We start from the raw sequence: 13,466 nt of genomic DNA, 5'->3' as shown, positions 1-13,466 counted from the left end.
AATGCCATGAAAAAAATATTATCACTGTTTTGGATCCTGACCGGTTTCTTTATGGGACTTTCTCAGGCTCCGGAAAAAATGAGTTACCAAGCTGTCATGAGAAACGGTTCCGGACAACTCCTAGTCAATCAGGGAATTGCTGTGAGAGTAAGCATATTACAGGGATCTCCTGCGGGAGCCGCAGTCTATTCTGAAAGACTCACCGGAAACACCAATGCCAACGGACTTATCAGCCTTGAAATAGGAACAGGAACTGTACTCACCGGAACATTTGCCACCATCGACTGGCCTGCAGGAAGCTATTATTTAAAAACAGAAACTGACCCTGCAGGAGGAACAAGCTATACCATAGTAGGCACAAGCCAGCTGCTAAGTGTTCCTTATGCCATGTATGCCAAATCAGCAGGTGGCGGAGGCGGAAGTTTTGCAATTCCCTATACAAATACAGTCAATAATGCCTCTACTTTGTTTTCATTAACCAATGACGGTGATGGAACATCTTTAGAGGGTAATAATAATACAACAACCTCTAATATTGCAGCAGTAAGAGGGGTTGTTACCAATGTAGCCCCCGGAGGATTTTCTTCAGCGGTTCGTGGTATTAATAACGGAACCGGAGGACTTGGAGTAGGTGTATACGGAAGCCAGGCCGGAAGTGGATGGGGAGTATACGGTGTTACTCCAAATGGGTTAGGTGTATATGGTAATGCCAGTGCTAACGGCACCGGGGTTTATGCCAACAGTAATACAGGAACCGGTCTTACTGCTACCAGTAATAACGGAATCCCTGCGAGTATTTCAATCTTCAATAATGCGAATAATAATGTTGCTCTTAATGCATCCAGCGTAGGAAATGGTACCGTTGTAAATGTTACAACCTCAGGAAACGGAGCTGGAGTAAGAAGTTCTACCGGAGCAGGATTTGGGGTACAAGGAATAACTTCTGCACAGACATCTGCGGGTGTTGTAGGTGACAACAACGGCGGCGGTGAAGCGGTAGTGGGTAGAACAACCAGTGATATTGCCGGAGCAGTAGTAGGCCGTAATGACGGAGGTGGATATGGGGTGAGAGGTTTTGTAGCTACCAATACATCCGGAACCGGTATCGGTGTTTACGGACAGGTGGGCTTAAATAACAGTACAGGTCGTGCCGGAAGATTTGAAAATTTTAACCAAACAAATACTACAGGGAATACTTTTGAGGTAGAAACGAATGGAAATGGAAATATTCCGGACAATACCCAGGGAAATGCAGCCTCTTTTCTTGTTGACAATACCAATAGCGTTGGTGCTGCAGTAAGAGGAGAAGTAAATACCATTTTCGGAAACTTTGGTGCCGCCGCAATTTTTGGAATTTCTTCCGGAACGGGAGGACGTGCAGGTTTATTTTATGCCTCAAACCCTTCAGGAAACGGAGCTTCATTGATTGCCCTGACTGATGGTAACGGAAACGCAATCACCGCCAATGCAGGTAAAGACGGAAACGGAATTGAAACCAACATTGATGGCGCTGGAAACGCTCTCTATGCATGGGTTCCTACTTTTGCTACCGGAAGAGCCGGAAGGTTTAACATCTTCAATGAGAATAATACCAGTGATGTTATAACAGTAACCACTGTGGGTAATGGTATTGCAGGGAATTTTAAAGTAGACCGAACCACAGGAACTTCAGCCGCAGTGAGAGGAGAAGTAAATTCACAGTTTGCCAACTTCGGTACTGCTGGGATTTATGGAATTTCTTCCGGTACAGGAGGATATGCAGGTCTATTTCATGCCAGTAATCCTGCCGGAAACGGCCCTGCATTGATTGCTATTGCAGATGGAAATGGTAACGGTATAACCGCTAATGCATCCAACACTGGAGATGGTGTAGAAACCACAGCAGACGGCACAGGAAGTGCTATTTATGCATGGATTCCTAATTTTGGAACAGGCCGCGCCGCAAGGTTCGTTAATTATAACACCTCCAATACCAATCCTCCTCTTACAGCAGAAACCCGAAGTGCCGGTTCTATTGCTGTATTCAGATCCGGAAATCCTAGTGCTGTAAATGTGGCTCGTATTGACAATACCGGACGTGGATTCTTTAATGGAGGAACTCAAAGCAGCGGTGCTGACGTTGCTGAGGCATTTGATGTCAATGGACATATTTCTGAATATGAGCCTGGTGATATTCTTGTCATCTCAACGAAAGCAGACAGAACTGTTGAAAAATCTTCAACTCCCTATTCCACTCTTGTTGCAGGTGTATATGCCACTAAACCGGGCGTACTGCTTACAGAAGAGCATATTGACACTGATATTTCCGATAAAGCTCCAATGGGAGTCATTGGGGTAATCCCTACCAAAGTATGCCTTGAGAATGGAAAAATAAAAAGAGGTGACCTGCTGGTTACTTCATCCAAACCTGGTGTTGCAATGAAAGCCAATATCAAAATGGTAAAAATTGGACAGGTAATCGGAAAAGCGCTTCAGGATTATGACCAAAAAGAGATTGGAAAAATTCAAGTATTAGTCAACATAAAATAAACCGTCATGAAAATAGCATATATTATCCCATTATTATTTTTAAGCACTATTATTTATGCTCAGGAAAATAAAAAAGTTGCTCCGGTAGAGGAAGACCAGACATTGGTTGTAAAACAGGCAAAAGAACAACAGACAAAACTCATGCAGGAAGCAAAAGAAAGAGACGAAAATAAAACGGTAAACTCCGGTATGGTCTCTGATCATGGTCTTGAAGTAAAAAAACAGGATTCCAAACCCAAAGCAGCTGCAGACAATTCAGGAAAGCTTCTCCCCAATACAGCAAGTCTTGAATACATTAAAAAAACAATCCCCAACAGACAGGCATATCACAATACTATAAATTCTAGGAACACAAAAATGACAGTTACCGGGCTGCCTAACACAGCAACCCTGGAAGAAATAAAAAAAACGATTCCAAAAAACTAATGACTCTCAAAAGCTAATAACCGCAAAAAAGCTGATAACCAAACTAGATTTTTCAAACAAAGAAGTCCGCTGCAATGCGGACTTTTTATATCGTAATAGGCCATTATTAATCCCAGTCAGCAGCTACAAATTTCATTGAATTCCCCTGATCATCGGATAACGTAAGAAAATGTCCCTCGATAGAATAATGAGTCATGGTTTCTATTTTCTTCTGAAAAGAGGTTTCAAGATTCATATCCTGACATGCTTTCATCGTACTGATTCCATTTGAAATCTTTACTTTTCCTTCTTTTTTAAATTCTGATACAAAAGAAATCCGGTTACATCCCATGTAAGCACTCCCCTGAATTTTACCCTTCACCATATTGGATGTCAGATTCATTTCTGCTTGATGAGCTATCAGCTGGTCTTTTGAAAAACCATCCAGTGAAATCAGCATCCACTGCCTTTGAAGGGAAGGATTTTTAGCCGGTACTGTGGAACAATTCAAAACAACTCCTAAAAGTAAAACGGCAAAAAGTGATAATAGTATTTTTTTCATGCGGATTATCATCCCATTTTCATACCATTCCGGGACAGAATCTCGTAAAAATTAGTAAATTAGCGACACAAAAATTATTTTATAAAATGAAAAGACTATTTCTACTATTCACTTTCTTACTGGGCTTTGCTCAGATGAGGGCGGATGAGGGGATGTGGCTGCTAATGCTCATCAAAAGACTTAACGGTGTTGATATGCAAAAAGAGGGTCTACATCTTACGCCTGAAGAAATTTATTCAGTAAACAATTCAAGTTTAAAAGATGCTATCGTAAGTTTCGGTGGATTCTGTACAGGTGAAATTGTTTCTGATAAAGGACTTATATTTACCAACCACCACTGTGGTTACGGGGCTGTTGCTGCTGCTTCTACACCAGAAAAAGATTATTTGAAGAACGGATTCTGGGCAATGAAACAGAAAGACGAATTCAATGCAAAGGATCTTTATGTAAGATTTTTAGTGAGAATGGATGATGCTACGCAGAGAATCAATTCTAAGCTAAACAACAATATGACCGGAGCAGAGAGAAAAGCTGTTATTGATGCTGAAACTAAAGCAATCCAGACAGAAAACTCTGAAAACGGGAAATATACTGTCGTAGTAAGAGATTTCTTCAACGGAAACGAATTCTACTATTTCGTATATCAGGATTATAAAGATATCAGATTAGTAGGTGCTCCACCTTCATCATTAGGAAAATTCGGAGGAGATACAGATAACTGGGAATGGCCAAGACACACTGCAGACTTTACTGTTTTCAGAGTGTATGCTGATGCTGCAGGAAACCCTGCTGAATATTCTCCAAGCAATACTCCTTTAAAACCTAAGCACTTCCTTCCGGTTTCTCTTAAAGGAATTAAGCCTGGTGATTTCTCAATGATCTTAGGATACCCTGGAAGAACAAACCGTTACCTGACTTCTTACGGAATTCAGCAAATGGTAACTAAAGATTACCCGGCTTGGGTTGAAGCTTCTAAACTTGCTATGGATGTAATGAAAAAGTACATGGACAAGGATAAAGCAACTCAGCTTAACTATGCTTCTCAATATGCTTCAGTAGCTAACTACTGGAAAAACAGACAGGGAACTATTGATGCAGTAGAGAAAAACGGAACAATTGCTGACAAGCAAAAAACTGAAGACATCTTCAGAAAATGGTCTATGACGTCTGGAAATGAGGCTTATGATGGTATTCTAGAAGATATTGGAATGTATTATAAGCAGGTTTCTGAGAGAAATGTTGAAAGAAACTATGCTTCACAATTCTCAAGAAATGCAAAATATATCTCTCTTGCCTTACAGGTAGGTTCTGTTCTTAAGGCTTACGCTGCCCAGGATATGCAGGGAAGATTAGCAATGAAAGCTAAAACTGAAGCTGCTATCAAGGCTGCTTATGAAAACTTCAACCCTTCTCTAGAAGGAGAAATGCTTTCTTCTATGGTAAACCTATACCAGATGAGAGTTACGAATAAAGAAATTGCTTCTGCTACTATTCTAGGATTAGATGCTAAAACAATTTCTAACCTTGCTTATTCTTCAATCTTCGCTAACAAAACTTCTGCAACGAACTTCTTATTGAACCCGGATGCATTGAAGCTTGATGCTGATCCACTTTGGAAAGCTGCTAACGGAATTGTTGCTGATCAAAAAATGAGCAACGAAAGATATGTTAATGTAGACGATAATTTTGCAAAAAAGAACCGTATGTTCTTAGCAGGTCTAATGAAGGCTATGCCTGAGAAAAAATTCTATCCGGATGCTAACTCTACCATGAGATTAACTTACGGTACAGTAGATAAATTACCTATCAGAAATGACAGAAACTATTTTGGTATTACTGATAACTACTATACAGATATGACAGGTCTTGTTGGAAAATACAAGAAAGGTGATGAAGAATTCGATCTTCCTCAAAGAGTGATTGATCTTTACAACCTTAAAGATTTCGGGCAGTATGCTGATGCTGCAGGATATATGCCTGTAAACTTCCTTTCTAACAACGATATTACAGGAGGTAACTCTGGTTCTCCGGTAATTGATGGAGACGGAAACCTTATCGGTATTGCTTTCGACGGTAACAGTGAAGCATTAAGCGGTGATATTGTATTCGAACAGGAATGGCAGAAAACAATTAACGTAGACGTTCGTTTTGTTCTTTGGACAATCGATAAGTTTGCAGGTGCTAGAAGATTAGTTGATGAATTAAAGCTTGTAAGAGGTGAAAATACTCCAGCTGATACAAAAACTAAAAACTCAGGTACTACTGCAACACCTAAGAAAATCAAGAAAAAATAATATTTTTTGATATATTTTTTGAAACCGTGAATTTACTTTCACGGTTTTTTTATTTTTGACTCTTAAAACACGTCATCATGATCCCTAAAAAAATTGAATTTACAGCCATTATTCAGCAAAACGGAGAAATGAATGCTGCATTTGTAGAATTTCCATTTTCTACGGAGGAATTGTTTAATAAAAAAGGACAGGTAAAAATTAAAGCCTTATTTGATAATAAAATCGAATACCGTGGAAGCCTGGCTAAAATGAAATCGGATTGTCATATTTTAGGACTTACCCAAGAAGTCAGAAAACAGCTTGATAAAACTTTCGGTGATGAGGTTTCTGTTTCTCTTATTGAGGATAAAGAAGAAAGAGTGGTTGAAATTGCCGATGACATAGCCTCTGTTTTTAATGAAAATCCGGATGCAAAAGGTCTGTTTGACAAAATGAGTTACACTCACAAAAAGGAATACATCCGCTGGATTGAAGAAGCCAAGAAACCGGAAACAAGAGAAAACAGAAAAATAAAAATGATTCAGATGATTCTGGATGGGAAAAAGGGAGTATAATCGTCTTTTTGAAAAAAAATGAATTAAGAAAATATTTTTTGTCAGGATCTCAAAAAGTAGCCGACTATAGTTACAGATATCAATGATAACTATAAAAATTTACTTTTATGAACAAATTTATTTTCAGAACATCTGTTTTAGCGGCAGCAACTCTAGCCGCATTTACCCTTTCTTCATGCAAAGATTCAAATGATGACATGATGATGGACATGTCTTTTCAAAGAACAATTACCTTTGAAAATGTAGTAACCCCTAAAGATTTTGTAGAAAGCGGAAGTTTTCAGGGAACAGGAACTCCTATTATTTTGCCGGGACAATCTGTTTCCGTTACATTCAGTGCAGGAAAAACACAGGCCTTGATGTTCACAACGATGTATGGACTTTCAAAAGACTGGTTTTTTGCCTCTCAACAACCTGGAATCAAACTGTTTGACACCAATGGGAATGCGATTACGGGAGATGTTTCTTCAAGCGTACGACTATGGGACAACGGAACGAAAGATGATGCTACGGGACAGGTTGAAAGTAAGCCCATCATGCAGGTTTCTAATGTAAATGCTTCACAGCTTATGAAACTGAATCTGGCTTATAATGATGTAACTTCGGAATTTACTCTCACTATTACCAATACTTCTGGCGGAACTGCCAACGAAACTCCTTTTTCTCCCGGAGTATGGGCAGTATCCAACTACAATGGTTCTCAGCTGCTGAACAGTGCACCATTCTTTACACCGAATGCGCTATCAAATCCTGAAATTACAGATATTGCTCAAATGGGAAACATCAGTAAAATGATGACCAAACTGAATGCCAATACCGGAATTATGACAGGGCTTTCTCCTGCTTTGGTAGTTGTTTACCGTGGTGATAAAAATCCATTGTATGAATTGGGTAAAACAGATAGCGGAATGGGACTGAAAGATATTGCCCAGTTTGGAAATGTAGCCAAACTTCAAAACAGTTTGAAATCTTTATCCAATGTGAAAGGGGTATATATTGCCGGAAATGCACCTGTAGCACCGGGAAGTAAGGTAGCCACAAACTTTAATGCTGAACCGGGTGATAAAATTGCCTATGTTACGATGTTTGGTTTTTCCAACGACTGGTTCTATGCTAATGAACAAAGCATTGATGCCAATAGTAAGGGAGACATTAGTTCAAAAACCTCATTATATGATTCCGGAACAGGTATTGATCAATATCCCGGAGCTGGAAATCATCAGGCATTATTTGGCGGAACTCCACAAAGTGAAAATAAGATCATTTCCAAAGTGGGAACCCAGTATCCTGTTCCTGCTGTTCAGAATGTGATTAAGGTAACAATCAATTAATCCTCAGATAAATAAAAGATCAGACCTTATTGTCTGATCTTTTTTCTTTATAGATACCTATGCCTGATTATAGCTTTAGCTGCCCTTCTAAATATTGTTCTCCTCCTCCATTGGTAACCGTTATAAAACCTTCATATTGGCTTACCTTCACCCCCAGATCATTGTTTATTTCCTTAAAATATCCGGCTTTTTCTTTGTTATAGATTGTATCTCCCTGCCAAAGAAATTTTGCAGACTGTCCTGTTTTATTGTGAAATGTAAGAGCTTTCAATGAGCTTGTAAATCCCCCGGATCTAAGATCTACCACTGCACTTTCATTGGCTGCAAAATCTTTAGACAATACAATAATGTTATTCATTTATTTTTCTTTGGTTTTCGGTTAATTAAAAGCTGAGCAATACTTTCTCATTGCCCTGATACAAATGTCATTCTCCACTACGACAAAACTTGACGTATTTGCTCGCTAAAAACTAAAAGCCCAAACATATTCTGCCTGGGCTTTTTCAATTATTAAAATACTATTCAACCGGAATTCCCAGATATTGTAAATAGGAATCCAATATTTTTTTATCAAATACCGGTTCCTGAATGCCTGAACCTTCCAGATACTGAATAACATTGGTGCAGTCCCATACGTAAGTGTTCTGGTAAAGTTCTACAGTAGATAAGCCTTCATGCATATTATCTCTGAAAAGACTTGTTAATGGATACAAACGGTTTTTACTGTCATTTTCCCACTGTTTTCGCCATTCTTTATAAGGCAGATCTTTGAGTGGGAAAGGATAATATTTCTTCATCAATCCAAAGAAATCCTCCAGCGTAAGATTGGTTTCCGGACGGGCAATCAGATTGAATTTTTTGCCTATCGCCTCTTTATTTTTTGTGATATGAGTCATGGCTCTTGTCATGTAATCTACTGTGATAAGACCTTCTCTAAGCTCAGTCAATGCAGGATAAGACTTGAATTCTATGCAGTTTTTCACCAATCCGGACCACCACTGATAAGAAGCACTTGCTCCTGTTTCACTGTGGCACATTGCGTATCCCAGGCGATAAGTAATCAATGGCAACCCCTCTTTTGCAGCTAAATCGGCAACAGCTTCCATGACCCATTTACTTCTTACATAGCCAATATCTTTGCTTACAGACATCAGGTTTTGTTCAATATCATCGGATTCAAGCATTACTTTTTTTCCGGTAAATACATGTCCCCAGCTGTACACAGAAATGGTGGATAACAAGGCAAGACATTTTGTTCTCTCAGCTCCTGCCAATTTTATGATTTCCCTTAATCCTTCAACATTCGGAGCTTTCATGTAGGAATAAGGTTCAATGAAGTTTACTGAGCTTCCGGAGTGATAAATCACATCGGTTTGTTTTGCCAGTTTTGTGAATGTTTCTTCTGATAATCCTAAAGACGGCAAAGCCAGATCTCCGATTACAGGAATAATTCTCGATTTCTGTTCTATTTTTTGAGGAATGCGGTATTGTTTAAAACATCTGTCAATTTTTTCCATTGCAGAAAATTCGTCCTGAGCTCTTACGAGGCAATAAATATCTGCATGGGTAGTATCCAGAAGTTCCTGCAACAGATGAATTCCCACAAATCCTGTAACACCCGTTAAAAATAGGGCCGTTGGATTTTCCACCTGCTTAGGATCAAATCCGCCTGCAAAAACAGTTCCGGGAGCCAGATAAACATCTTTCTGTAATTCAACATAAGGTTCTACATCTTCCACAGGAATTGCTTCCCGTGTTTCCCGGGATCTGGCAATGAGAACTTCTGATAACTGCTGCAATACCGGATACTGATAAATATCCCGTAAATACATCTTTATATCAAGTTTTCTTTGTAACGCTACAGCAACAGTTGCTACCAGCAGTGAGTTTCCTCCAATATCAAAAAAATTATCTGTAATATTAATAACGGGGCGTTCCAATGCAGAAGACCAGACCTCTACAATAATTCTTTCTGTTTCATTGGTAGGAGGTTCGAATGAAATCAATTCTTTGGCTTCTTTATCAGCCAGATCTTTTAATGCCTGGGTATCTGTTTTACCGTTTGCTGTTAATGGAATTGAATCTACAAAAATAATCTGTGCAGGAATCATATAGCCCGGAAGCTCTTCTTTCAATGCATTTCGGATTAAAGAAACATCCTTTATCGCATCAGATTTTAATACAATAAAAGCAATCAGATATTGGGTACTTCCTTCCGTCTCTTTACCAATGACCACTGCTTCTTTATTATTTTCCTGCTGGATTAATGAACGTTCTATTTCTCCAAGTTCAATCCTGAATCCACGAATTTTCACCTGATTATCAATTCTTCCCAAGAATTCTATATCACCATCCGGGTTCCATTTGGCTAAGTCTCCGGTACGATAAAGCTTTTCTTTTTCATTGAAGGGATTGGTAATGAATTTAGTATTTGTAAGTTCTTTATTATTAAGATATCCATTGGCTAAAAGACTTCCCCCAATGCATAATTCTCCTACAGCTCCCACCGGCAGCAATTCCATATTGTCACTTAAAATGTAGGCTTTTGCATTGGCGATGGGCCTTCCTATAGAGGAAACATACTTTCCGTTGGTGTCTTTCACTTTTTTGAATGTAGCAAATACAGTACATTCCGTGGGGCCATAATAGTCCACCAATTCGTAGCTTAATTCAGAAGTAAGTACGGGTTTGAGTTTTTCACCTCCTGTAAAGAGATATTTCAGTTTCAAATCGTTATAATTCCTGGAGTAATTAACTACAGAAGGTGCTAAAACAGAGGGCACAAAACCGTGTGTAATCTGATTTCTTCTGTAATAATCTACCAATGCATGAGCATCTGTTCTGTCTTCGTTATCTGCAATAAAAACAGAACCTCCGGCAGTAAGTGCCGACCAGGTTTCCCATACGGAGATATCAAAAGCCAATCCTGCAACAAGAGTCAGCCTTGAATGGTGATCCACATGAAAATGATGGTTATGCCATGTTACCAGATGTTGTATAGCCTGATGGCTCACCATCACTCCTTTGGGTTTTCCGGTGGAACCTGAAGTATAAATTGTGTATGCTAAACTGTTCTGATGAATAGTAATTCCAGGATATTCTGAAGATAAATCATCAAGATTCCCGATATTACTCAGATCAAATACTTTTGTCTTTTCTGTTTCTGATAAAAGGTCTCCGAGAATTTGATTGGTAATGATAATATCAGCAGCGGTATCTGAAAGAATATACTCTACTCTCTTCACAGGATAAGCAGGGTCTATTGGAACATATGCCGCTCCCGTCTTAATAATCCCAAGAACTGCAACAAGCCATTCTAAAGAACGATCGAGCCAGACAGGAACATATTTTCCTTCTTTGATACCCTGCCCTAATAGAAATCCGGCAACCTGATTACTTCTCTGATCCAAATCTCTATAGGTAATTTCCTGATCCTGATAAACTGCTGCCGTTTTATCGGGATGCAGAATTGCCTGTTTCCGGAAAAGAGATTCCAATGTTTCTTCGTGTTGATAATCCCAGCCGGTTTTATTGAATCCATTTAACAATTTTTCTCTGTCTTCAGATGACAGTAATACAGCTGAACCTATTGATAAGGCTTCTAATGAGGGAATTGTGTTTGACATAATAATAATTTGATTTGGTTTAAAAATTTGTAATTATTGGATTTGAATCTATTTAAAGTTGATTTCAGACTTTATGAAACAAGGGAACAACAGGGTATAAGGCATAACCACAGTTTATTTACTAAATGTGTTTCATAAGAGTTTAAAAAACGGAATGACATAAAGTCTTAAGCGGTTCACTCATTGAGAAGAACCGCAAACGTTATTTATTGGAATCAAAAAGAAGAAAGAATATATGGCAGATATTCTTCAGAAATCCAGGTGAATATTTTATTCCGAATTTAAAAATTTGATTTTCATAATATAATATTATTAATAATTTGGTAATCAAACTTAACATAATATTTCAACCTATGCGTTACATAATTACTATGTTTATCGTAAAGAATAGAATTAAACTTATGAAAATACCATTTGTATTTATTTAAAAATCAATCCAATAATGAAAAATCAACCATTCCAGAATTCACGATCCAGGCTTCTGTATTGTATGGCTTCAGAAATATGATGAGACAGAATATTTTCAGATTCTTCAAGGTCAGCGATTGTTCTGGCTACTTTCAGAATTCTGTCATATGCTCTTGCCGAAAGATTGAGTTTCTCCATTGCTAATTTGATAAGACCGAAAGAGGTTTCATCCAATTCACAAAATGCCTCAATTTCCTTTGGCCCTATCTGGGCATTACTGCTGATTGTAAGATGCTGATACCGATTATTCTGGATATCTCTTGCTTTCAGCACACGTTCCCGGATATCACTACTCTTTTCCCCTTTTCTTTTTTCAGAAAGCTGTTCAAATTCTACCTTCTGAACTTCAATATGGATATCAATCCTATCCAGAAGCGGCCCTGAAAGTTTATTCATATACCGCTGCATTTCATAAACAGATGACGTATTATTAGGATCATCAGGGAAAAAACCGCTTGGACTGGGATTCATAGAGGCCACCAGCATAAAACTTGCCGGATAGTTTACCGTAAACCGGGCTCTTGAAATAGTTACTTCACGATCTTCCAAAGGCTGTCTCATTACTTCCAGAACGGTTCTTTTAAATTCAGGCATTTCATCCAGAAATAATACGCCGTTATGAGCAAGGGAAATCTCCCCTGGCTGCGGATAACTTCCACCACCTACCAGGGCAACATCTGAAATCGTATGATGCGGAGATCTGAAGGGACGAACAGTCATCAATGATGCTTCAGTTCCTATTTTCCCGGCTACAGAATGAATTTTCGTTGTTTCCAGCGCTTCTTTCAATGTCAGAGGAGGTAAAATACTGGGAACTCTTTTGGCCAGCATCGTTTTTCCACTTCCGGGCGGACCGATCAAAATGATATTATGACCGCCTGCTGCTGCAACTTCCATTGCTCTTTTGGCGGTTTCCTGACCTTTAACCTCGGAGAAATCAAAAGGAAAATTGTTGATCTTCTCATGAAACTCTTTTCTGGTATCCAATGTCATTTTTTCAAGTGGTTTTCCTTCATTAAAGAAATCAATAACTTCTCTGATATTTTCTAGCCCATATACTTCAAGGTCACTGACAATAGCAGCTTCTCTGGCATTTTGTTTAGGGAGAATAATTCCTTGAAAGCCCTCTTCTCTTGCCTGAATAGCAATAGGTAAAACGCCTTTGATAGGCTGCAGGCTTCCATCGAGAGAAAGCTCGCCCATAATAATATAATTCTCAATTTCCTCCGCCAAAATCTGATCTGAAGCAGCTAAAATCCCGATCGCTATACTCAGATCATATGCTGAACCTTCTTTTCTGAGATCGGCAGGAGCCATATTAATGGTAATTTTCTTTCCGGGAATTTTAAATCCTACATTTTTCAGTGCTGCAGAGATTCTGTAGCTGCTTTCTTTAATCGCATTATCCGGGAGACCTACAAGATGGTATCCTACTCCTCCGGTATCTACATTTACTTCAATAGTAATGGTCTGTGCGGCCACTCCATGAATGGCACTTCCATAAATTTTGATCAGCATGGTGTGTTTTTGAAGTAAAAATAAACAATATAGTATTTTGAAAATCTGCAAGTTACATTAATGATTTTCTATGTAAATAAGCATATCTAAAAAGATATCAATAAAAAAGCATTGAGATAGATGCTTCAAAACTATTAAGATTTTCATGTGGCTCAGATAGCATACATCCTAATAAAAAT

9 protein-coding genes are annotated in these 13,466 nt (G+C 38.6%); 5 read left to right on the top strand and 4 right to left on the bottom strand.

The features are described from left to right. Positions 1-6: 6 nt before the first annotated feature. Positions 7-2,529, top strand: coding sequence for a beta strand repeat-containing protein (locus ACWPWS_RS22205; protein WP_454047952.1), 2,523 nt, complete (start codon positions 7-9; stop codon positions 2,527-2,529). 6 nt (positions 2,530-2,535) lie between these two features. Next, positions 2,536-2,955, top strand: a complete 420-nt coding sequence (locus tag ACWPWS_RS22200; RefSeq protein ID WP_454047951.1) for a hypothetical protein — start codon at positions 2,536-2,538, stop codon at positions 2,953-2,955. A 106-nt stretch (positions 2,956-3,061) separates the two neighbouring features. Here ACWPWS_RS22200 and ACWPWS_RS22195 read toward each other — a convergent pair whose 3' ends face one another. Beyond that, positions 3,062-3,496 (bottom strand): META domain-containing protein, encoded by a 435-nt coding sequence (locus tag ACWPWS_RS22195; RefSeq protein ID WP_454047950.1) that lies wholly within the window; start codon positions 3,494-3,496, stop codon positions 3,062-3,064. 86 nt (positions 3,497-3,582) lie between these two features. Between ACWPWS_RS22195 and ACWPWS_RS22190 the strand changes: the two genes are divergently transcribed. The 3 genes from ACWPWS_RS22190 (at position 3,583) to ACWPWS_RS22180 (ending at position 7,675) form a co-directional block, all read left to right on the top strand. Next, positions 3,583-5,790: a S46 family peptidase gene (locus tag ACWPWS_RS22190; RefSeq protein WP_454047949.1), complete on the top strand. Its 2,208-nt coding sequence runs from the start codon at positions 3,583-3,585 to the stop codon at positions 5,788-5,790. 77 nt (positions 5,791-5,867) lie between these two features. Beyond that, positions 5,868-6,344, top strand: coding sequence for a DUF1905 domain-containing protein (locus ACWPWS_RS22185; protein ID WP_454047948.1), 477 nt, complete (start codon positions 5,868-5,870; stop codon positions 6,342-6,344). A gap of 107 nt (positions 6,345-6,451) precedes the next feature. After that, on the top strand, positions 6,452-7,675 hold the full coding sequence (locus ACWPWS_RS22180) for a spondin domain-containing protein (protein WP_454047947.1): 1,224 nt from the start codon (positions 6,452-6,454) through the stop codon (positions 7,673-7,675). A gap of 67 nt (positions 7,676-7,742) precedes the next feature. Here the strand turns inward: ACWPWS_RS22180 and ACWPWS_RS22175 are convergent, their stop codons facing one another. The 3 genes from ACWPWS_RS22175 to ACWPWS_RS22165 all read right to left on the bottom strand — a co-directional run bounded on the left by ACWPWS_RS22175 (position 7,743) and on the right by ACWPWS_RS22165 (position 13,287). After that, entirely contained in the window at positions 7,743-8,033 is a 291-nt protein-coding gene (locus tag ACWPWS_RS22175; protein WP_454047946.1) for a hypothetical protein, read from the bottom strand. 160 nt (positions 8,034-8,193) lie between these two features. Beyond that, positions 8,194-11,301: an amino acid adenylation domain-containing protein gene (locus ACWPWS_RS22170; protein WP_454047945.1), complete on the bottom strand. Its 3,108-nt coding sequence runs from the start codon at positions 11,299-11,301 to the stop codon at positions 8,194-8,196. Positions 11,302-11,751: 450 nt separating this feature from the next. Beyond that, the gene (locus tag ACWPWS_RS22165) at positions 11,752-13,287 is read right to left on the bottom strand and encodes a YifB family Mg chelatase-like AAA ATPase (RefSeq protein WP_454047944.1); all 1,536 of its coding nucleotides are present in this window, start codon (positions 13,285-13,287) and stop codon (positions 11,752-11,754) included. Positions 13,288-13,466 lie beyond the last annotated feature (179 nt).

The organism is Chryseobacterium sp. Marseille-Q8038 (genome assembly GCF_965111995.1).
The sequence above is the reverse complement of the archived record's forward strand: the minus strand, read 5'-3'. Positions and strand labels throughout refer to the sequence as shown.